Origin of the sequence: Xanthocytophaga agilis, assembly GCF_030068605.1 — a bacterium.
Lineage (GTDB): Bacteria > Bacteroidota > Bacteroidia > Cytophagales > 172606-1 > Xanthocytophaga > Xanthocytophaga agilis.
The window spans coordinates 1,002,318-1,025,288 of sequence record NZ_JASJOU010000001.1; the positions used below are offsets into that span (position 1 = coordinate 1,002,318).

Here is a 22,971-nt window from a genome sequence, read left to right on the forward strand (position 1 = left end):
GTAAATAATTTAATAAGGATTAATATGCGATTTCTTTTCTTAACAGTAAGCATATTATTAGGGTGTTTAAATCAACTGTTGGCTCAGTCGGCTTTGCTGGCTGAGCCTCCTATTATCCCAATTCCGGTTTTGTATCAACAACATATCGGAACTTTTCAAGTTACAGCCAAAACCATTATTCTCTTCGATACATCTGTTGAGGACTCGGTTTATTCCTTCTTCCAGCAATCATTAACTATACTAACAAAATCTGCCTTGCCTATTCATAAAAAAGGTAGGGCAGATTATATAAAGTTCTCAATCAATCCTCAACAAATTACAGAACCTGAAGGATATTCTTTAGCTATTACTTCCAGTACTGTAGTCCTTGTCGGGCATGATAAAGCTGGATTGTTCTATGGTTTTCAGTCCCTTCTTCAATTATTCTCCCGGTCACTGATTATTCCTGCTTGCTTTATCAAAGATCATCCGCGATTTAGTTATCGGGGTATGCATCTGGATGTGAGTCGCAATTTTTTTCCTGTCAGTTTTATTAAAAAATACATAGATATACTGGCTTATTATAAATTCAATACTTTTCACTGGCATTTGACTGATGATCAGGGCTGGCGTATTGAAATCAAAAAATATCCTTTGTTGCAGCAAATTGCAGCATACCGAAACGAAACACTTATCGGACACAAAAAAGAACTTCCCCATCATTTTGATGGGAAAAAATATGGAGGGTATTATACCCAGAATGAAATCAAAGAAGTAATAGAGTATGCAACACAACGAAGTATTACCATAATTCCTGAAATAGAAATGCCTGGGCATGCCATGGCTGCCTTGTCTGCCTATCCACAGTATGGTTGTACAGGTGGTCCTTATTCCGCTGCAACTTTTTGGGGGATTTTTGATGAAGTATATTGTGCAGGAAATGATAGTACTTTTATTTTTCTGCAAAATGTACTGGATGAGGTTATTTCTTTGTTTCCCACTACTTACATTCATGTAGGGGGAGATGAATGTGTTAAGACAAAATGGAAATCATGTCCAAAATGTCAGAAACGAATCCAGATAGAGCATCTAAAGGATGAAGATGAGTTGCAAAGTTACTTTATCAAACGAATTGGAGATTATATATATAGTAAGGGGCGAAAGATTATAGGTTGGGACGAGATATTAGAAGGTGGTTTACCTCCTGATGCAACGGTAATGAGCTGGAGAGGAATAGAAGGAGGGATAGATGCAATCCGACAAAAGCATAATGCCATTATGACGCCAGAGAGTCATGTGTATCTGGATTACTATCAATCCTTATATCCTCAGGAACCTTTAGCTGCAGCGGGTTATACCCCTTTATCTAAAGTGTATGCCTATGAACCAATTCCTGCTGATTTCAGTCCAGAAGATACAAAATATTTGATAGGTATTCAGGGGAATATCTGGACAGAATATATGCCTACTTCTCAGAAAGTTGAATATATGATGTTGCCCAGAGCATTGGCTATTGCTGAACTTGCCTGGAGTAAATCGGAAAAAAAGAACTACTCAGACTTTTTGCGAAGAGTTAGAATGCACCAGGAAATTATGAAAACCAAAGGTATAAATTGTGCGGATGTGTTCGATGAAATTACAGATTCTGTTACAATAAAAACCGATCAACTTCCCATACTTCACTTGTCTACTTCTTCACCAAAATCAGAAATTTACTATACTCTCGATGGCTCAAATCCAAGTATTTCAAGTTTACTATATAAAGCTCCAATCGAAATTGTAAAATCTAGAACAGTCAGAGCTGCTGTGTTTTTTGAAGGAAAACAAAAGGGAAGGGTATTTGAAAAAGACTTTCATATCAGTAAATCCATTGGAAAACCTGTATCATTTACACCCACGCCCAAAGGAAATTACAAGCCTGTTAATAACCTGACAACTGTGAACGGGATAGTGGGTACAACCCGATACAATACAGGGGAGTGGGTAGGCTTTCAGGATACAAACGTAGAGGTCCAGGTTGATTTGCAAACCATACAAACTGTTTCTGACTTAAGGATTAATGTATTGGTATATCATTGGCAACGAATGTGGGCACCTATTCAACTTGTTTTTTCTGTTTCTGAGAATGGACAATCTTTTAAAGAGGTATATACTCATACTAACTTTCCTATCAACGGAATCAATTCAGTTCATGCAAGTCTACAACAACCTCTTAAAGCAAGATATATTAGAATCAAAGCTATTAACCCGGCTAGTATTCCTGCTGGAGAATATGGTGCAGGGGGAAGGCCCTGGTTGCTAGTGGATGAGTTTGAAGTCAATTAATCCTAAACTATTTAGAATGTATTTATATTTTAACTTATGTTAACTAGATGCTGAATCACTGATCAGTTTCTACAATTATTCAATTCACTTATTACCTATTTTAGTATTTTATGAGATTTTTCGGACTTTTTGGGATTTTGCTTTTTGTTTTCTGTGGTATTACCAACGCTCAGATAACAGGAGCCAATCTTAATAAACCAGAAAGAGAGGAGTGGTTAAAAGATGCAGGGTTTGGTATGTTTATTCACTGGAATATGGATGTACAGTTGGGCTTGGTAATCAGTCATTCTCTGGTAGGCGCATCAGAAGATTATATAGAAAGATATATTCACGAATTACCACAAACTTTTAATCCCACAGATTGGAATGCTGAACGCATGGTAATAATGGCCAAAAACGCAGGGATGAAGTATATCATGTTTACAACCAAACATCATGCTGGCTTTTGTATGTGGGATACCAAAACTACAGACTTCAACATAATGCATACTCCTTATCAGAAAGACATTGTCAAACAGTATGTTGAAGCCTGTCACAAATGGGGAGTAGCTGTTGGATTTTACTATTCGCCAGAGGATTTTGTATTTGCTTATCGTAATGGAATGAAGGATATAACCCGTGATGATCATTGGGAAAAAGCAAAACCATTTCAGGAGAAATACAAAGCATTTGTATTGGAACAATGCAAAGAATTAATGACTCAATATGGACAGGTTGACTTGTTTTTTATAGATAGTGACGTTTTACGGGAAGAAGTAAAACAAGCTATATGGAAATATCAACCGAATTGTTTAGTTACCAGAGGGGTCTTACCCACACCTGAGCAGCAGCTACCTGGAGAGACATTAACCACTGCCTGGGAAAGTTGTATGACGATGGGTACAGATTGGGGATACAAACCAACAAATGAACACTATAAGTCAGGAACGGAACTTATTGACATTCTTATCGAGTCTCGTGCAAAAGGAGGATCTTACCTGTTGAATGTAGGACCTACTCAGTGGGGTAATGTAAATGAAGGACAAGAAGGACGTCTAATGGAAATTGGAGCCTGGCATTTTATTAATCAGGAAGCAATACATAATGTTCGTCCATGGATTGTAAAAAATGAAGGTGATATCTGGTTTACCAAAAAGAAAGATGAAAATACAGTGTATGCTTACATAAGGAATATGCCAGAATGGCCACGTGGCGAACGAAGAAGCTTTGTATTAAAATCTGTGAAGGCAACTGCAAAAACGGAGATTAGTGTTTTAGGGCAGACAGGTAATGTAGTAGAATACCAACCTTCGAATAATGGAAAAGCAACTTTTGAGCAAACTTCGGAAGGATTAAAAATATCTGTAGTGCGTGCTCAACGCATTTATAATAACCATAAGTGGCCCAATCCGATTGTAGTTAAATTAAAAAATGTTGAACCTGCTTTAGAAACAGCACATTTTGGTACAGTAAAGGCTGAAAAACAGACAAATGGTAATTTAAAGTTAACTGCTAACCTGACAGCTTTAGGAAATGGCAAACAATTTCAGCTTGGATTTGAATACAGGCCTGTACAAAGTACACTGAACGAAGAGTTTAATGAAAAATGGACATCAACAGATGTATTTCCAGTTACTAAAAAAGGAATGCATAGTCTGGAAATTGTAAAAAGCAACATCGTTTCCTATGATGAGATAGAATACAGGGCAATATTGTATCAGGATGGTTTAAAGATAGAAGGTAATGTTTTAAAGATTAGTAAGTTAAAACTGGAATGAGTCTTTCCGCATTACCTGACTTATTAGAACAAATCACCTGTACCTGAATTGTAATGGCTGTACTTAGCGTTGTATTTTGTATTGCCCTCCTGATTATATTGATCAGCTGGGCTAAATTAAATGCTTTTATCTCTTTTTTGATTGTATCTGTTATTGCAGGGTTCCTGCTAAAGTTGCCACTAACGGGAATAGTGGGTGCCATTCAAAAAGGGATGGGGGATACTCTGGGATCATTGGTTGGTATTATTGTATTGGGAGCTATGTTGGGAAAGTTAGTAGCTGAAAGTGGAGCCGCCCAGCAAATTGCTTCTGTCATGATGCAGTTGTTTGGTCCAAAGAATATTCAGTGGGGACTTGTCTGCACAGGTTTCATTATTGGGATACCTTTGTTTTATAGTGTGGGTTTTGTATTAATGATCCCGTTAATCTTTTCAGTGGTCTATCGGTACAAAATACCTGCTGTATATATAGGATTACCCATGCTGGCATCTTTATCTGTTGCACATGGTTTTTTGCCTCCGCATCCTTCTCCGGCTGCACTGGTGAATCAGTTTAATGCCAATATGGGCTTAACCTTGATTTATGGATTGGTAATTGCTGTTCCTACTATTATAGTAGCCGGGCCGATTTTTTCAAAGACGTTGAAATCTATTCAAAATGAACCTTTGAAGGCTTTTGTGAAAGAAGAGAAAAACGAAAGATCGTTACCTGGAAAGGCAAATAGCTTTTTAACTTCTTTACTTCCTGTCTTTTTACTCGTTCTAACTATAACTCTTTCTTTTAGATTAGATCCTAATGGGATACCTGTACAAATAACAACTTTTATCGGTGAGCCTATCAGTGTAATGCTGATATCTGTGTTTGTTGCTACATTTAGTCTTGGTGTAGGGCAGGGAAGGTCTATCTCTCAGGTAATGCAGATCTATGAAGGTGCTGTTAAAGATGTTGCAATGATTATACTGATTATTGCTGGAGCAGGAGCATTGAAGCAGATTCTGACAGAAAGTGGTGTGAGTAAAGAGATTGCCGATAGTTTACAATATTTGTCTCTGCCTTCTCTGGTACTGGCATGGCTCATTGCTGCTATTATTCGGGTATGCATAGGTTCTGCCACAATTGCCGGACTTACAACTGCCAGTATGGTTGCTCCTTTGATTGTGCAGCAACATGTTAATCCAAACCTTATGGTGTTATCTATTGGTGCTGGTAGTCTGATGTTTTCTCATGTGAATGATCCTGGTTTCTGGATGTTTAAAGAGTACTTCAATCTTTCTTTAAAAGATACACTTCGCTCCTGGTCGCTGATGGAAACAATTGTTTCGTTTTCTGGGTTATTTGGTGTGCTTCTATTGGATAGTTTTCTCTAACTGATAATTAAAACGAATAGTTAAAAAATATTGATTCCAGTAAGGATTGAGTAAAATTTTTTCCTTTGCTTTGCCGACTTATACATTTTATTCTATTATTTATATTTTTTATTCCTATGCAGACAGATTTAATAACAGAAATGACACCTTCCCAAGCCTTTGCTAAGCTTGGACTATCTCTTCCTCCGGCACCACTACCGTTAGGAGTTTACAAACCTTATCTTATTGATGGAAAATATCTGTATGTGTCCGGACATGGACCTGTGCAGGATGATAAAAGCCTGATTATCGGTCGTATAGGCCAAGATATGGATATTGAGCAAGGTAAATTAGCTGCCCGACAAGTTGGATTGACTATTCTTTCCACCATTACAACACATGTAGGTAGCCTGGATAAGGTAAAACGGGTAATTAAAATTTTAGGTATGGTAAACTGTACTTCTGATTTCGAACGCCACCCGTATGTAATCAACGGTTGTAGTGAGTTATTCGCTAAAATATGGGGAGAAGAAAATGGCATAGGTGTACGTAGTGCAGTAGGTATGGGTACCTTGCCTGATAATATTCCAGTAGAGATTGAAGCGTTATTCGAACTGGCTTAAGACATGAGCAATGAACCATGGTATGTAATCAAGGATATTGACAAGCTGGATTCACCTGCATTGGTGGTATATCCTGATCGTGTAAAGCATAATATTGCTGTACTTAAAGATTTTGTTTCAGATACAAATCGTCTGAGACCGCATGTAAAAACGCATAAATCCATAGAAGTAACACAATTGCTTCTGGAAGCAGGTATACATAAGTTCAAATGTGCTACAATTGCTGAAGCTGAGATGCTGGCTATAGCTGGGGCAAAAGATATATTGTTGGCTTATCAACCGACAGAGCCTAAAATGCATCGGCTAATCCCTCTGATTCAACAATATCCCACTATTCACTTTAGTTGTCTGGTAGATAATACTGAGTCAGCCCGGATGATTTCAAATCTGGCGGATATTTCAGAAATCCAGGTATCTGTGTTTATTGATGTCAATGTTGGAATGAATCGGACAGGTATTTTACCTGATCAGGAAGCATTCAACCTATTTGAGAATTTAGCAGGTTTTTCAGGTACTAGACCACTGGGATTTCATGCATATGATGGACATATTCGTGAAACAGATCTTGAGGTAAGAAAACAATTATGTGCTGAGGCATTGCAACCTGTTTTGAATATATGTGATCAGCTTGAAATGAAAGGGTATGAAAAACCTGTGATCGTTGCAGGTGGAAGTCCGACATTTCCGGTTCATGCTGTAAATGAACGGGTCGAGTGTAGTCCTGGTACGTTTGTGTATTGGGATAAAGGATATCAGAGCTCGTTTCCTGAACAACCTTTTCTCACAGCTACCTTAGTTGTGACACGAGTAGTGTCTTTACCAAGTCCTTCTCATATTTGTGTGGATTTGGGACATAAATCTATTGCAGCTGAAAATGAACTTAACCGAAGAGTATATTTTCTTAATGCTCCTGATCTAAAACCTGTTGGGCAAAGTGAAGAACATTTAGTACTTGAAGCTGGTGAAGGACATTTTTATCAGGTAGGTGATGTCCTGTATGGACTACCTTATCATGTGTGTCCAACATGTGCTTTATATGAAAAAGCATATACAATCGAAAATGGAATACAGACTGATACCTGGAAAACAATAGCCCGTGATCGAAGTATTCATTATTAAGGTTTCTTTTTTACGAATATCAAAGGCTAAAAGGTCTCTCTTTTAGCCTTTTTAAATTGTATCAAAATTTTAAGATTGAGAAATACTATGTTTACAATAGATGCACACCTGGATTTGAGTATGAATGCCATGGAATGGAATAGAGATATCCGCCAGACAGTTGATACGATCCGGAAGCGAGAAATTGGTATGTCTGACAAGCCGGATCGGGCTAAGGCAACTGTATCGTTACCTCAATTACGGGAAGGAAATGTAGGATTAGTTGTAGCAACCCAGATTGCCCGATATGTTGCCCCTGACAATCCCCTTCCAGGTTGGAATTCTCCAGAACAAGCCTGGGCTCAGACCCAGGCTCAGGTTGCCTGGTATAAGGCTATGGAAGAGGAGGGACAAATGGTACAGATACATAATCTGGAATCACTGGAAGCACATTTGAAAGTTTGGAATGGAGAAGGAAGCACTGAAAAAAAGCCTATTGGGTATATTCTGAGCCTGGAAGGTGCTGATTCCCTTGTAACGGTTCAGCATGTGGAAAGAGCTTATAATTATGGACTTCGAGCCATCGGCCCCGCCCATTATGGACCAGGACGATATGCACAAGGAACGGATGCAACAGGAGGGCTTGGTACCAAGGGGCGTGAACTGCTCAAAGAAATGGAACGACTCAATATCATCCTGGATGCAACACATTTATGTGATGACAGTTTCTGGGAAGCTATGGATCATTTTCATGGAGCTATTTGGGCCAGTCACAATAACTGCAGGGCGTTGGTAAACCATAACCGACAATTCAGTGACGAACAGATTAAGGAGTTGATTCGCAGAGAGGCTGTAATTGGCGGTGCTTTAGATGCATGGATGATGGTACCTGGATGGGTGAGAGGAAAATCTACTCCTGAAAGTACAAATTGTAATCTGGAAGTGATGATTGACCATCTGGATCATATTTGTCAGTTGGCAGGAAATGCATTACATATTGGTATTGGTTCTGATTTAGATGGTGCATTTGGAAAGGAGCAATGTCCCTATGATCTGGAAACTATTGCAGATCTCCAAAAGATACCTGATTTATTGTTAAAAAGAGGTTATACTGATACGGATATTCAGAATGTGATGCACGGAAATTGGTTACGTTTTCTAAGGAGAGTATGGTCAAAATGAGTTGGTTTACCATTCTGGATTCTTATTAAATTCAGAATGGTAAAATTGACTATGCATGAAATACACTCTTATATTTACAGAGGTTTCATACTATTTATACTTTTTATATCGTGCTTACTTTTGATTTAGCTATCCTGGAACAAACATCGATTGTAAAGAATCTTTTATTGGAAGTGCAAAAATGGCTGTATGCCAGAGGATTGTCTCAATGGAATAATGCATTTTCCGATTACTGGATTCAGACAGAGATTTTGAATCAACATTTTTATATAGTAACACAAGGCACTACAATCGTAGCTACATTTCGTTTACTTACCAGTGACCCTGCTTTCTGGGGAGAAGACGATGCTTCTGCTTTATATTTACATACACTAGCAGTTGCAAGAACAGCTCAAGGTCAGAGTATAGGAACACAGATATTGGATTGGGTTACAGCTAAAGCCCAATCCGATAATAAATCTTTATTTCGATTGGATTGCTTAGCTAATAATCCGTTTTTAGTTAACTACTATGCAAAATATGGTTTTCAGTATGTACGCAAAAAATGGGTTCAGGAAAGTGAATATATATTGTATGAAAAAACTTTAAGTTAGTGTGGCTAAGTGATTAGTAATGAGTGTTTTGTTATGAGTAAAATTACCTGTTAAATAAGTTTTTTGATTTTGTGAAAGTAAAACTCAGAACTTGTCTGAAACTAGTTATGAGTTTATAATGAATCTTCTGCATATCTCCTTTTGCTTTCATATTTCTGCGAATTAGATTCTGTTGTCTCTCGAACATGATAAACGTACCTGGTCAGCCAGATTTTTATTGATTTATAATTCCAGTTGAAAAAATCTCCAGGTTAGAAAATTATTCGAACTGTTCTAATGCTCCACAATAGATTTGATCAAGTACTTTAAAAGACCAATTTCTTAAAAATGAGAATGTTAAGTATATGGATTTTCCTTTGGTATTCTGCAGTAAGACAAAATCTTATTATGACATTTGTCAAATTTTCGATTGTATTTATTGTAAAAGAGATAGTGTCTATCTTTTTTCACTAATTTTGGAATTGTTTTTGTTTATCTTCGAGTGCAAAACATACTTCATCTTTTAACCAAACAAATCAATTTATGGCATTATCCTCATCGGGAGTAGCAACCGCCACCGGAAAAGAAAAATTTACACATCCATCCGGGCTCTATGTATTGTTCTTTACTGAAATGTGGGAGCGTTTCAGTTATTATGGTATGCGGGCGATTTTAATTTTATTTATGGTGGCAGGTCCTGCAAAAGGAGGAATGGGGTTGGCTGATGCTGAAGCTGGTGCTATTTATGGTATATATACATCTGCTGTATACTTTTTGTCCTTACCTGGAGGATGGATTGCCGATAATTTCCTGGGTCAGAAAAAATCTATCTGGTATGGGGGGATTATTATAATGATTGGACATATTATCCTTGCAATTCCGGGTAGTGATGGTATTTTCTTTTTGGGCTTAGCTACTGTGGCCATTGGAACTGGTTTATTGAAACCTAATATTAGTTCTGTAGTTGGCGAATTGTATCCAGAAGGTGGAGCTCGTCGTGATGCGGGTTTTTCTATATTTTATATGGGGATTAATCTAGGTGGAGCAATTGGTATGCTAACCGTAGGCTATCTTGGTGAAAAAATAGGATGGCATTATGGTTTTGGGGCTGCTGCAGTGGGTATGCTTCTTGGTATAATCATTTTCAGAATTTTCAGCGAACAATATCTGAAGGAGTACGGCTTATTAAAAAAACAGGTGAAGAGTGAAGAAATACAAATAGAGAAAAAGTCATCTAACTCCTTAATAACTATTGTAATGGCTATTGTTTCTGTGTTGTTTTTAGCTATTCTTCAGTGGGCTGGTTATATCAACATATTTACAGCTACAGGTCTGGCACAATCAATGGGTATAATTATCGTTTCAATTGCTTTATTTTATTTCATCTTTATCTTTGTTGCAGGGGGATTAACAGGTATTGAGAAAAAGAGATTGTTTGTGATGTTTATTTTGTTTCTTTCCGCAGCAATCTTTTGGGCTGGTTATGAACAAGGTGGCTCTACTTTGAATACATTTTCACAACGTTATACAGATAGAGATATAGTAGGATGGGAGATGCCTGCAAGTTGGTTACAGGGACTTCAATCAATCTATGTTATCATGTTTGCTCCTATTTTTGCTGCAGTTTGGTTGTTTCTAAACAAAAGAAATATGAATCCCTCCGCTCCTGTTAAATTTGGAGTTGGGCTGGTTGTTTTAGGTGTGGGATTCCTGTTCATGGTTTTTGCTTCTCAAATTGTTATTACAGGTGCAAAAGCTTCTGCTTTATATTTGATTGTAGCTTATTTATTCTCAGTATTAGGTGAGTTATGTGTAAGTCCTGTTGGATTAAGTTTCTTTACCAAACTTGCTCCTCAAAGGTATGTTAGTCAATTAATGGGTATTTGGTTTGTGGCGACATCTTTAGGAACATTGATTGCTGGATTGGCTGCAGGCGTATTTGATGAGAAAAACGTAGCAAATATGCCAACTAATTTTATGTATATTGTCTATTTTACTGCTGGTTTTGGATTAATTATACTGCTCTTTTCTAAACAAATCAAAAAATGGATGGGAGGGGTTGAGTAAAGATTTTCATTTTGTTTTATATATGAGACCTTCACTACTAAGTGAAGGTCTTTATTTTTGAATATATCGTATATGAAGCATATTAATTTTCAAGATATTTTATTGGGTGTTGCCATTGGCGATGCGTTTGGTGCGGGTATTGAATTTATGGACAGGGATTGGATCAGAAATAATGTTGATTTCTCCAGATTTGTGAATGCCCGTTATCGTATACCTGCGACTGCTAACGAACCTGATATTTTTACCCGAAATTACACAGCGTGGGATTATACAGATGATACAGAAATGACATTAGGAGTAATTCATGCTCTGCTGTCTCATAAAGAGTTTACTCAGGATTTGTTGATAACTTATTGGACAAATGAATATTTGAAAGGTGTAAAGCAAAAAGGATATGGACGTAATGGTCATGGTTCTATGCGATGGGTATACAGTGGAGAGAAAACAATACGTGAAGTGAGAGATTTTCAACGAAATACAAACTACCCGGGTAATGCACCTGTTATGCGTGCTATTCCATTGGGATTAGTACCAGAAAATAAAATTAACTCGTTTGCTATCATCAATGCAAATGCCACTCATCCTCATTCCAAAGCTAGAGTTGCAAGTATTTTGATAGCTCGTGCTACATATTATCTTCTTGTAAAGCAAGGTACCTCTGCAGAATTAATACTCTATTGCTGGGAACATGTCAAAGGGTTAGATAGAGAAACAGATTTCTTATTACAAGATCTCAATAATCTACCAGGTCCTGAGCAATTATTGGAAGAACAATATCAAATTCTTTGTGGTCCTCAACCTATTCAGCCACCTCGGTTTCTTCCAGGTATCAAAGGTGTTCCTTCAGATGCAATGTTAACGGCAGGTTGTATTTTGTATATACTAAAATATGCCCAAAATACTTTTGATGGGTTAAAGCTTGCAATTAACCTCGGTGGAGATGTCGATTCGGTAGCTTCTGTTTGTACTGGTATTCTGGCTGGCAAATATGGACTGAGCACTTTACCTGAATTTATGATCGCCAATGTGGAGGGAAAAGCTATGATAGAATCACTGGCAGCTGACTGGGAAACTTGTTTTGGAATGTAGAAATATTAACGGGAATCTTACTAGTCAGCTACTATAGGAGCCCAAGATTCAAAAATATCATAAAAATAAACCCCTCCATTTTATATGGAGGGGTTATATGCAGAACATGATTGGTTGATTACATCATGCCGCCCATGCCACCATCCATTGGAGGCATTCCAGCTTTTTCTTTCTCAGGTTCTTCTGCAACTACACACTCAGTTGTGAGCAATAGAGCTGCAATAGAAGCTGCGTTTTCCAATGCCAGACGAGTAACTTTAGTTGGGTCAACGATACCTGCAGCGATCAGATTTTCGTATTTATCTTCACGAGCATTGTATCCGAAGTCAGCTTGTCCTTCGCGAACTTTCTGAACAACAACAGAACCTTCACCACCAGCGTTGAAAACAATTGTACGTAATGGAGACTCAAGAGCCAGACGAACAATGTTCACACCTGTTATTTCATCTTCATTAATAGTGTTTACTTTATCCAGAGCAGCAATTGCACGGATTAAAGCTACACCACCACCTGTAACGATACCTTCTTGTACAGCAGCACGAGTTGCGTGAAGAGCATCATCTACACGATCTTTCTTCTCTTTCATCTCTACTTCTGTAGCAGCACCAATGTACAGAATAGCTACGCCACCAGAAAGTTTAGCTAAACGCTCTTGTAATTTTTCTTTGTCGTAATCAGAAGTAGTAACTTCGATTTGAGCTTTGATTTGGTTTACCCGTGCTTCAATCGCTTCTTTTTCACCTTTTCCACCAACGATGGTAGTGTTGTCTTTGTCAATAACGATTTTTTCTGCCTGACCCAGATATTCCAGAGTAGCGTTTTCCAGTTTGTATCCACGCTCTTCAGAAATTACTGTACCATTTGTCAGGATTGCGATATCTTCCAGCATTGCTTTACGACGGTCTCCGAATCCTGGAGCTTTTACTGCTGCAATACGTAAGATTCCGCGAATTTTATTTACTACCAATGTAGCAAGAGCTTCACCGTCAACATCTTCAGCAATGATCAATAATGGACGACCACTTTGTGCAACACCTTCCAGAACAGGAAGAATTTCTTTCATTGAAGAGATTTTCTTCTCAGTGATCAGGATAAATGGCTTTTCCAGTTCAACTTCCATTTTCTCTGTGTTCGTCACAAAGTATGGAGATAGATAACCACGGTCAAACTGCATACCTTCTACTGTTTTTACTTCGGTTTCAGTACCGCGAGCTTCTTCAATAGTGATTACACCGTCTTTACCTACTTTATTCATCGCATCTGCAATCATGTTACCGATTTCGGCATCATTGTTTGCAGAGATCGTAGCTACCTGAGCAATTTCTTTGTTATCGTTAATAGCCTTAGATTGTTCTTTCAATTGAGCAACAACAGCAGCTACTGCTTTGTCAATACCACGCTTCAAATCCATTGGATTTGCACCAGCTGCTACGTTTTTAATACCAGCATTGAAAATTGCCTGTGCAAGAACAGTGGCAGTTGTTGTTCCGTCACCTGCTGAATCAGCAGTTTTAGAAGCAACTTCTTTAACCAACTGTGCACCCATATTTTCGATAGGATCTTTCAGTTCGATTTCTTTTGCAACACTTACACCATCTTTAGTGATAGAAGGTGCACCAAATTTTTTATCAATAATAACATTACGTCCTTTTGGACCCAGGGTTACTTTTACTGCATCAGCCAGAGTATCTACCCCTTTTTTCAAACGATCTCTTGCGTCAGTGTTAAAAAATATACGTTTAGCAGCCATAGTGCGCTTAATAGTTTAAGGTTAATGAAAGAATTGAATGGATGTCGAAAACAAAAGCTTTATTACTTAATTGAGTAATAAGTAGTATTTGTTGTTATACTTAGATAACTGCAAAGATGTCAGACTCACGCATGATCAGGTAGTCTTTGCCTTCAACGGTAATTTCAGTACCAGCATATTTACCGTATAGAACCGTATCGCCTACTTTTACAGTCAGAGGCTCATCTTTTTTACCGTTTCCTACGGCTACAATGGTACCTTTTTGTGGCTTTTCTTTCGCAGTGTCAGGAATGATAATACCAGAAGCTGTTTTTTCCTCAGCGGCAGCCGGTTCAACCAGAACACGGTCTGCAAGCGGTTTTACGTTAACGTTAGCCATATTTGTTTAAAAATTAAAAAAGGAATGTGAAATGGTTAAATATAGAAGCAATCTTTATTTGTTAAACCGCTTTAGCTATATCACTTTTAATGCCAATTATAGGTTTCTTCTACATTTCTACACAGAATTAATCATACTGGCACACTTTTGTTAATATTTTAGTAATAAGTATGACATTTTTTCTGACAAAGCTGACATGTGTACCAAAACTGACATGTCAGCTTGTATTTTCTGTCATATTTTGATAAATTAGGTTAACAATAAGCAAAGAGAATAGGTGCGGTATTACTCATCCTGTAGTAAAAAATAGAGAATCAAATAAATGAATCAACGCCTATGCAAACACTTTCTGCAAACTGGCTCACAGAAGGTCTTATAGACCTTGAGTACAAACAGTATGTTTTATTAGCTTATCTGAAACATGTACAGCAATGTTTTACTGAACAGAAACTGTATCCACAATTATCAGATTTAATTTTTCATTATCAGAATCTGAAAACGATTAAAACTGACAAAAAGCTTATCTACGAAAACTTTCCAAAGAAAGTTTCCAAAGCAGATTTTGAAAAATTACATCTTACGTATGAGAAGATTGTGCAAGATGATAAACTAATGGATGAATTAGAGGCGATTATGGAGTTTGCAATGCCTAAGTTGCAGGAGACATTGCATACGGGGAAAAGTGTATATGAGTTTATCGAAGAGAAGATGCAAATATCTCCTATTGGTTTGACTTCTTTACGAACAGATGAAGGATTTCTTTTTCTATATGAACATCTAACAAACGACACACGGGTGTACCATTACCAGATCTCCTTATTTGAAAATACGTTTGAAAAATACAGAGGTATACATACTTCTTATCTGGAAACAGTGCGGAAAAGTACATATATTACGTTTGAAAATCTAAAAGTGGAAATTTCGCGTAAACATCAGGTAATGGCTAATCCGGCAACTTATCTTATTGCTTCTCAGATTTCTTGTCCATTAGATGAGACAATGTTGCCCGTTGCCAAGCGACTATTGATACGATACATCACTACTGCAGCCTGAATAGATCATAAAAAGAAAAGCCTGGAATGTCTATATATCCAGGCTTTTCTTTTTATGAATATGTTTTTTATGGTTTTGCTGTATCCTGAGTTGCTGGTTGTGCCGCAGGTGCAGGTTGCTGAATAGCAGGAGCTGATTTTGTACGATTTCTTTTAATATTCACAGTTCCATCTTCATTGGTAGCCTGACTTGTAGGAGCAACAAATGCTGTAGAAAGAACCAGTGCCATGATTGCAATTGCAAAGCCCCATGTTAATCTTTCTAACAAATCAGATGTGCGTTTTACACCCATTAGCTGACTTGCAGCTACACCAGATGCCAAACCACCTTTAGGATTTTGTAATAAGATAACTGCTGCTAATAATACAGAAAGAAGAACAATGATACCAATAATAACCCAGAACATGTTTGTGTATTAGTTAAATATAAAATGTGATTGGTAATTTCTATAAATTTTTCAAATCTTCAATTCGGGATGCAAAGTACGATTTTTTTTGTGGAAATTTCAAGCTTAATTTTTCGTACATTTCAATTGCCTTGTCAATTTTGCCTTGTTTGATAAGAATATTAGCTAAGTTTTCACTAATAATCTCTGGTGGACGTGTACTTTTTTCTGATAAGTCACGGTCTGTAAACGCATCTTTTTCGCCTAAATTAAGTGTAGAGATACGAGGTTCGGATTTTATGAAGCTGTCTATAATATCTCGTTGCACACTTTTCTTTAATCGCTGACTAAACCGTTCAACAACAGCTTCATCTTCATTCAGACGCCCTAATTGTAATGCAGGTGTTTCTTCATCTGTTGAATCAAGAATTTTGAAACGATCATCCTGACGGGTTTTGATCACTGGCTCCAGAAGTTGATCATGCATGTATACACGTGATGATTCACTCATCAATGCATCTAACTCTGGAGTAGTTTTTTCCTGAGATTCTGGCTTGTTTGTATCAACTAATACCGTTGATGTTTCTTTTTGTTTTTCTGATTTCTCAAGAAAGTCTTCACCAATTAAAAGGTTTTTGAGTGTTTCACGATCCAGTGCATAGGTTGCTGCTTGTCGCAATTTTTGTGAAGCTAACATACTAGCATGCTCAAAATGACCTTGAGCTATAAGCATATATGCCAGTGAACAATATGGAAAAATTTTGGTTACATCTTCCAGTTTTTCCAGATCATCATCTGAAATACTATGCGGATTTTGTACTAATCGTAAAAAGGTATCTTTATTCACTGAATAAAAAGTTGGAAAAGCAAAGGCGAAGATACAGTATTTCTATTATAAACAGAAATAGACCTTTAAAACTTGAGCAAAACGTGTAATAAGATTACCAGTTTGCTACAGACTTATTAAATACATCATATACAATTCTATCAGAGATAGTAGTGATTAGACTACTTTCTACCTGTGATAAAGATGTACCCTGAGCGAAATCTTCATAGGCTGAAAATTGCTGATCAAAGTTTTGTTCTTCATCCTGATTATTGACGTATTTCACCTGTACACGCATTGTCAAACGTTGCAATGAAGCTTGTACCTGAGTTCCCTGATTTCCGGTTGGTGCAACAGGAGTTACTTCATATCCAACAATAGAACCTTCGATATGCAAATCGCTGGTTGTAGTAACTATTTTTAATGGCGTATTATTCTGATAATAATCGCGCATTCTTTCTGTGAAGGTTTGTGCCATATTTGCTGGCCCATTGCCTGCATTATTATAAAAGACATTAATAGAGATTGTTTTGACTTTAGAAAAATCCATTGTAGTTCCTGAAAATGAATAGATTTTACATCCATTTAATGGAACCAGAATAAGAGTTGTCAAAATTATAAAAAGCCTCTTACTGGAAAAGAGAATATGTGTAGAATACATAGACTTTAGATTGTTTTCTGAAAATCCGCTAATAATGTGCCAAATAATCAAAAGAGCATTGAAAAGGAATTGGTAAATACATAGATTATTAACAAGATGACTACACAAATGAAACTTAGTATAGATCCTCGTACAATAAATATCTTACGATTGTACTTCTTTAAAATGCCTATCAATAACGAGATAATCCCAACAATAAACAGAACACTTGTAACAAACAGCAAGAGTATGAGACTGATTTTTCCTATCATAATCCGAACTAGTAAAAAAATCAAAAATCCAGATGAATATAAGTGTAATAGTAAGAATGTACTTATTCGATATGGTATTGTTTGATTTTTCGATAAAGCGTTCGTTCTGAAATATTCAAATCTTTGGCCGCATATTTTCGTTTATTTCTGTTTTTTCGGAGTGCTTTAATAATCATCTCTTTTTCCTTTTTCTCAAGATCCAGAGAGTCGTCTTCCGTCTCATGCGAAATGTCTTCGATCCGCGCTAATTCAATTGCATCATCCTCTTCATTACCAGAATCCAGGTAAATGGGTTTGGGAGTAGGTGTAGAAGTTGCAAATTCAGGTTCCTCTTCAATATCCCGAAACAGATCAGCATGTTGTTTTATAACCTCCCGGTTTACATTTCCACCAGAAACAGTGTCATAGAACAACTTTTTTAATTCTGTAACATCTCGTTTGAGATCAAATAATACTTTGTATAAAAGTTCTCTTTCTGTAAAATTTTGTCCTTCGGTTCCTTTAAATAAGGTTGGAACTGATGAACCTTGCTCCTGAGGAATATAAGTGCGTAATTTTTCAGAATTAATATCCCGTTCAATTTCCAGTACAGAGATTTGCTCTACAAGATTTTTTAATTGACGAATATTACCCGGAAAGCGATACTGTTGAAGCAGCAGTGATGCATCTTCAGTGAGCGAAACGGGTTTAACCCGGTATCTTTCTGCAAAATCTGAGGCAAACTTCCTGAATAGAAGCACGATATCAGTTCCACGTTCACGTAAAGGTGGAACAAATATTGGAATTGTATTCAGACGATAATATAGATCTTCTCTGAAGGAACCTTTTTCTACAGCTTTAAGCAGATTAACATTGGTTGCTGCAACTACCCGAACATCTGTTTTCTGTACCTTAGACGAACCAACGCGAATAAAGTCTCCATTTTCAAGCACCCTCAACAAACGGGCTTGGGTACCAAGAGGCATTTCTCCTATTTCATCTAGAAAGATTGTACCTCCATTTACTGTTTCAAAGTATCCTTTGCGCGAATCTACAGCACCTGTAAAGGCTCCTTTTTCATGCCCAAACAGTTCTGAATCTATAGTGCCTTCCGGTATAGCACCGCAGTTAATGGCTATAAACTGGTTATGTTTACGACTGCTAAGTTGATGAATGATTTTAGAAAAAGATTCTTTTCCACTGCCACTTTCCCCTGTAATAAGTACTGTCATGTCTGTTGGAGCTGCTAGTGCCGCTTTCTCAATCGCTACATTTAACAGGGGAGAATTACCTATAATACCAAATCTCTGTTTTATACTTAGAATATCTATAGATGCCATTAATTCGTATAAATTAAAAAATGAATAAATGAGGCAAACCCAGGTGTGTACAACACACCTGGGTTTCTACCTTTTATTTACCAATTCCCTGCTGCAAAACGAGTACTCAACAGCGATTTATTAATCTATAGCTTCACCTAACAGGGTTGCATTGGTACAGTCGTTCACAAATACATTTACATAATCACCTTTTTTATAATGCTTTTTAGGAAATACAACCACTTTGTTTGCAGAAGTACGTCCTTGCAGATGATCTTCAGAGCGTTTTGATGTACCTTCAACCAAAACCTTATGTACTTTTCCCAAATCCAGTTTGTTGCGTTCCAGAGAACTTTTTTGCTGCATCTCAATGATCTCATTTAGCCGACGATTTTTCACTTCAGGAGAAATATCGTCAGCTAGTTTTTTAGCAGCAGGCGTATTAGGTCGCTCGGAATATGTAAACATATACGCAAAATCATATTTGACTATCTCCATCAATGATAGAGAGTCTTGATGTTCTTCTTCCGTTTCACTACAGAATCCTGCAATCATATCTGTTGAAATACCACATTCTTCACCCAGAATTCTGCGAATTGCAGCTATCCGATCCAGATACCATTCTCTGTCATAGGTACGATTCATTAATTGTAGCACACGAGAATTACCACTTTGTGCAGGTAAATGGATATACTTACAGATGTTTTCATACTTAGCCATTGTATGAAGAACCTCATCTGTGAAATCTTTTGGGTGTGAGGTAGTAAACCTTACCCGAAGATCCGGATGAATCAATGCCACCTGCTCCAATAGTTGAGCAAAATTGCATGTCTCTTTACTTTCTTCTGATGCTTTCCATTTATATGAGTCAACATTTTGACCTAACAATGTGACATCCCGATAACCTTGAGCGAATAAGTCTCTGGCTTCTGCTACGATGGAGTACGGGTCGCGGCTCCGCTCGCGTCCACGAGTAAAAGGAACAACACAAAAAGAACACATGTTATCACAACCACGCATGATAGAGATAAATGCTGTAACCCCATTGGAATTGAGACGTACTGGAGAAATATCTGCGTAGGTTTCTTCTCTGGAGAGAAATACATTTACTGCCTTTTGGCCTCCATCTGCTTCTTCTACTAAACGAGGCAAATCTCTGTAAGCATCAGGTCCGACTACCATGTCCACAATACGTTCTTCCTCCAGAAATTTGGACTTCAGTCGTTCTGCCATACAACCCAATACTCCAATCAGGGTTCCTGGGCGATTTTTTTTGACATTGGTCAGATGTTTAAGCCTATTTCTGACTTTCTGTTCTGCGTTTTCCCTAATAGCACATGTATTAAGAAAAATTACGTCTGCATTATTGAAATCAGAAGTTGTATCAAAACCTTGCTCCTGTAAAATAGAAGTAACTATTTCACTATCTGCAAAATTCATCTGACAACCATAACTCTCTATATACATCTTGCGAGAATTACCCCGATTTTCCTCTTTTGAGATACGGGGCATTTCACAAGCTTCTTTATCCGTTTCAGTTAGTATTTCCAATTGTTGAACAACTCTTTCCATACTCTTTATACAATAATATAATCCGTTGATTTAGTAGGTGTACTCTTTAACAATAATTCCTACATGAAGTTTCTGTATTTATCAGCAAAGGTAAAAAAAAAAAGTAAAAACTGACAGAATGGCAGGATTATTTGAGTGTAATCCGAGGTATTTACTTCAGGTTATTGATAGTTAATTGATTACCAGCTAATAAGGTTGAAAGATCACAGGAGTCATAGTCATACTGTTGAGTATGTTTTATCAAAAAGGATAACCAATACCGAAGTTAATAGTACTCTGTCCGGGTGCAAAAAAGGATTTGGGGCCAAATATTTTCGTAACAGCCCATCTATCCGCAGGACGTCGTCCTGGGTCATAAACTTTTGTTCCAAAATCAAAGCGAACAATCAGGAATGAAAAATCGAATCGTAATCCCATTCCAGAGCCTACTGCTATTTCTTTATAAAAACGATCAATTGCGAATTCTCCATTAGGTATAGTTTTGTCTTTTCGTAAGAGCCATACATTTCCTGCATCAGCAAAGAATGCAATACCTATGTTAAAGTTGCTGAATTTCACCAAAGGGGTTCTATATTCCACAGATGCTTCTAGAATAATATCACCGGGTTGTTCAAATTTATAGGTGTAGTTTCCTTTCGCATCAAGGCTATCTGGAGAAGAACCCAAGCCTAACCTTCTTGGAGACCAAGCCCTTATGCTATTACTACCACCTGCAAAGAAAAATTTCTCATAGGGTAATGTTCCTGCCGGTCCATAAGGATTGGCAAACCCTGCATTGATTCTAAATGCCCACATACTTTGCCGTCCGCGGGGAATAAAGAAACGGTAATCTGCGTTTAATTTTATGAATCGGTAAAATTGAAGTCCATCGCTTGTACTATCGCTTTGAGTAATCCCGATTAAGTCCCTCGCTTGTGGAACAAACAGAAACAAACCTCCACTTTCTGCAAACAAACGTAGATATTGTGCCTTTTGTCTCATGTTGTTACTGTTACTATAGGTGTAAGAGGCATTAATGCTGGAAACAAATGCCTTTTGAAATGCTCTCCACAATGTACTTCCTTCCTTTTTAAGATCAAGAATCTCATTCTTTAACGCCTCTCCAGCAGGGTTTTTAGTATAGTCAGAGAAAATCCTACTGATCTCCAGCACTGTAACATTGAATTGTTTTTGTGGTTGAGGCTGCCATAAATAGCTGAACGTTCCTTTAAATCCATATCGGCGAAAATCAGGGCGATTGGTTAGATTATAACCAACAGATACTCTGGTTTGTGGTAAATACGGACTAAAAAAATACTTAATCTTTCCTGGTATTAGTATTTGTGGAAAGGTTAGTGCAGAAGTAAGACTCAATTGCTGACTGCTCAATATATTATTGTTACCTTCACTAATAAAGCCAGCTACCCCTTCAACACTCCCTGTTGCACGCAGTTCAAATACTTCCAGTCCTCCAAAGATATTTCGAACCTTAAATATAGTGCTACCAAATGGGCCCGGATATCCGTTGGCAAGAGTTACTGTTCCTCCTGCCTCCACAGAATAGGAAAATCTGTCTAACGGACTGGCATAAATTCGGGCATTGAATTTACCTCCAGTTGTATCGTAATAAATATTTGCGAACTTGAAAATATCCAGATTGCCAAATAATTGTTGTGTTTCAATGGATTTTTGTTGACTATAGGGAGTGTGTGGCCGAATTAAGATTTTGCTATTTACTACTTTTCTGGAGAAACGATGGTTTCTAGAAAGATAATGAATACCATTAAATAAAATAGTATCTCTTTCGCCTCGGCCTCTGGTTGCTGCATCTTCTGTAAAGTATACATCATCAACTACATAGATTTTATGTGTAGATCCATCTGGTGGATTATTAATGATAGTTTTAAGAAAGATATAATTATTGCGTAAAGTTGAATCTATGTTTAGTGTTGAATCCGGAATAGTGTCCAGAACAACTTTGATGTATTGTTTACTAAAGCTATAGTATCCATTATCTTTCAGTAGTTTATCTATTCTATCTCTTTCTGCAAGGACTTTATCACCATCATATCCTTCATTAAGTTTGATATGCGTTTTCGGTGCATTTGCAGTAAGCAAGCTGTCTATTTTTATATTTGTTGTAACCCAAGTAGCTTTTCTGATAAAATATCGTTGATTTTCTGTAATAGAATAGGTGACTCTGGAACGTTGAAGTGTATCCGTAGTATATTCAAGGTGTACATTACTTCTAAAAAAACCTTTGCTTTGAAGGTAATTTTGCATTTGCTCTGTTGTTTTTCTAGCTAATGTTGAATCAAATGCAACTGGAGGCTCTCCTTTACGCATAAGCCAGTTTCCTTCAATGAGTTGCCGATTGAGACGGTTTAATTTTTTTTCATGTTTTCTTTCGATTCTGGCAATTTCGATAGAATCTGTTCCTGCAGCTCTCACTTTTTGCGTATACCGATCTTGTTCCTCATTGATTTCTTTCTCTACTTTTGCCTGATCATATGTTCTCAAACCTAGCCGATATAAATATAAATAAGGATAAATGGGTAAGTTAAGCCATCTTCGATTGGCTCTTTGTTTGTAAAAAGACTCCAATTCTGTTGCTGATACTTTTGTATTACCCTTTATATGTTGACTATATAACAAGGACTGGCCAGGTTTAATAACTTTTTCCTGTGAGACACACCCTGGAAGAACAAATAACCATACAGGTGATGTCAAAACAAGGAGATGATATCCAATTCTGAATATCGGATTTATAACAGAAAAT

At 37.2% G+C, this 22,971-nt stretch carries 18 protein-coding genes; 10 read left to right on the top strand and 8 right to left on the bottom strand.

Going from position 1 to position 22,971, the window contains the following annotated elements; genetic code table 11:
* The first annotated feature begins 24 nt into the window (after positions 1-24).
* The 9 genes from QNI22_RS04130 (at position 25) to QNI22_RS04170 (ending at position 12,038) form a co-directional block, all read left to right on the top strand.
* A complete protein-coding gene (locus tag QNI22_RS04130) occupies positions 25-2,304 on the top strand; it encodes a glycoside hydrolase family 20 protein (protein WP_314509371.1) in 2,280 nt (759 codons plus the stop codon).
* Positions 2,305-2,414: 110 nt separating this feature from the next.
* Entirely contained in the window at positions 2,415-4,061 is a 1,647-nt protein-coding gene (locus tag QNI22_RS04135; RefSeq protein WP_314509372.1) for an alpha-L-fucosidase, read from the top strand.
* A gap of 53 nt (positions 4,062-4,114) precedes the next feature.
* A complete protein-coding gene (locus tag QNI22_RS04140) occupies positions 4,115-5,428 on the top strand; it encodes a gluconate:H+ symporter (protein WP_314509373.1) in 1,314 nt (437 codons plus the stop codon).
* Positions 5,429-5,544: 116 nt separating this feature from the next.
* Positions 5,545-6,030, top strand: coding sequence for a RidA family protein (locus QNI22_RS04145; protein WP_314509374.1), 486 nt, complete (start codon positions 5,545-5,547; stop codon positions 6,028-6,030).
* A gap of 3 nt (positions 6,031-6,033) precedes the next feature.
* A complete protein-coding gene (locus tag QNI22_RS04150; RefSeq protein WP_314509375.1) occupies positions 6,034-7,149 on the top strand; it encodes a D-TA family PLP-dependent enzyme in 1,116 nt (371 codons plus the stop codon).
* A gap of 87 nt (positions 7,150-7,236) precedes the next feature.
* Positions 7,237-8,310 carry a dipeptidase gene (locus QNI22_RS04155; protein ID WP_314509376.1) on the top strand — a complete coding sequence of 358 codons (1,074 nt, stop codon included), beginning with the start codon at positions 7,237-7,239 and terminating at the stop codon, positions 8,308-8,310.
* A gap of 110 nt (positions 8,311-8,420) precedes the next feature.
* Entirely contained in the window at positions 8,421-8,903 is a 483-nt protein-coding gene (locus QNI22_RS04160; RefSeq protein WP_314509377.1) for a GNAT family N-acetyltransferase, read from the top strand.
* A 522-nt stretch (positions 8,904-9,425) separates the two neighbouring features.
* Positions 9,426-10,949 carry a peptide MFS transporter gene (locus tag QNI22_RS04165; RefSeq protein ID WP_314509378.1) on the top strand — a complete coding sequence of 508 codons (1,524 nt, stop codon included), beginning with the start codon at positions 9,426-9,428 and terminating at the stop codon, positions 10,947-10,949.
* 72 nt (positions 10,950-11,021) lie between these two features.
* Positions 11,022-12,038 (top strand): ADP-ribosylglycohydrolase family protein, encoded by a 1,017-nt coding sequence (locus tag QNI22_RS04170; protein WP_314509379.1) that lies wholly within the window; start codon positions 11,022-11,024, stop codon positions 12,036-12,038.
* Between the two features lie 118 nt (positions 12,039-12,156).
* On the opposite strand, the gene groL is transcribed toward QNI22_RS04170, so the two are convergent.
* Together groL and QNI22_RS04180 are read right to left on the bottom strand one after the other, a co-directional pair.
* Positions 12,157-13,788, bottom strand: a complete 1,632-nt coding sequence (gene groL / locus QNI22_RS04175) for a chaperonin GroEL (protein WP_313984504.1) — start codon at positions 13,786-13,788, stop codon at positions 12,157-12,159.
* A 100-nt stretch (positions 13,789-13,888) separates the two neighbouring features.
* Positions 13,889-14,167 (bottom strand): co-chaperone GroES, encoded by a 279-nt coding sequence (locus QNI22_RS04180; RefSeq protein ID WP_313984507.1) that lies wholly within the window; start codon positions 14,165-14,167, stop codon positions 13,889-13,891.
* A gap of 336 nt (positions 14,168-14,503) precedes the next feature.
* Between QNI22_RS04180 and QNI22_RS04185 the strand changes: the two genes are divergently transcribed.
* Complete coding sequence (locus QNI22_RS04185) at positions 14,504-15,220, top strand: hypothetical protein (protein WP_314509380.1); 717 nt, start codon at positions 14,504-14,506, stop codon at positions 15,218-15,220.
* 67 nt (positions 15,221-15,287) lie between these two features.
* Here the strand turns inward: QNI22_RS04185 and secG are convergent, their stop codons facing one another.
* The 6 genes from secG to tamL all read right to left on the bottom strand — a co-directional run bounded on the left by secG (position 15,288) and on the right by tamL (position 22,922).
* Entirely contained in the window at positions 15,288-15,626 is a 339-nt protein-coding gene (gene secG, locus QNI22_RS04190; protein WP_314509381.1) for a preprotein translocase subunit SecG, read from the bottom strand.
* A 40-nt stretch (positions 15,627-15,666) separates the two neighbouring features.
* Positions 15,667-16,452, bottom strand: coding sequence for a tetratricopeptide repeat protein (locus tag QNI22_RS04195; RefSeq protein ID WP_314509382.1), 786 nt, complete (start codon positions 16,450-16,452; stop codon positions 15,667-15,669).
* A gap of 94 nt (positions 16,453-16,546) precedes the next feature.
* Complete coding sequence (locus tag QNI22_RS04200; RefSeq protein WP_314509383.1) at positions 16,547-17,044, bottom strand: LptE family protein; 498 nt, start codon at positions 17,042-17,044, stop codon at positions 16,547-16,549.
* A 361-nt stretch (positions 17,045-17,405) separates the two neighbouring features.
* A complete protein-coding gene (locus QNI22_RS04205) occupies positions 17,406-18,662 on the bottom strand; it encodes a sigma-54 interaction domain-containing protein (RefSeq protein ID WP_314509384.1) in 1,257 nt (418 codons plus the stop codon).
* A 120-nt stretch (positions 18,663-18,782) separates the two neighbouring features.
* Positions 18,783-20,213, bottom strand: coding sequence for a tRNA (N6-isopentenyl adenosine(37)-C2)-methylthiotransferase MiaB (gene miaB, locus QNI22_RS04210; RefSeq protein WP_314509385.1), 1,431 nt, complete (start codon positions 20,211-20,213; stop codon positions 18,783-18,785).
* 240 nt (positions 20,214-20,453) lie between these two features.
* Complete coding sequence (tamL, locus tag QNI22_RS04215) at positions 20,454-22,922, bottom strand: translocation and assembly module lipoprotein TamL (protein ID WP_314509386.1); 2,469 nt, start codon at positions 22,920-22,922, stop codon at positions 20,454-20,456.
* Between the last annotated feature and the right edge of the window lie 49 nt (positions 22,923-22,971).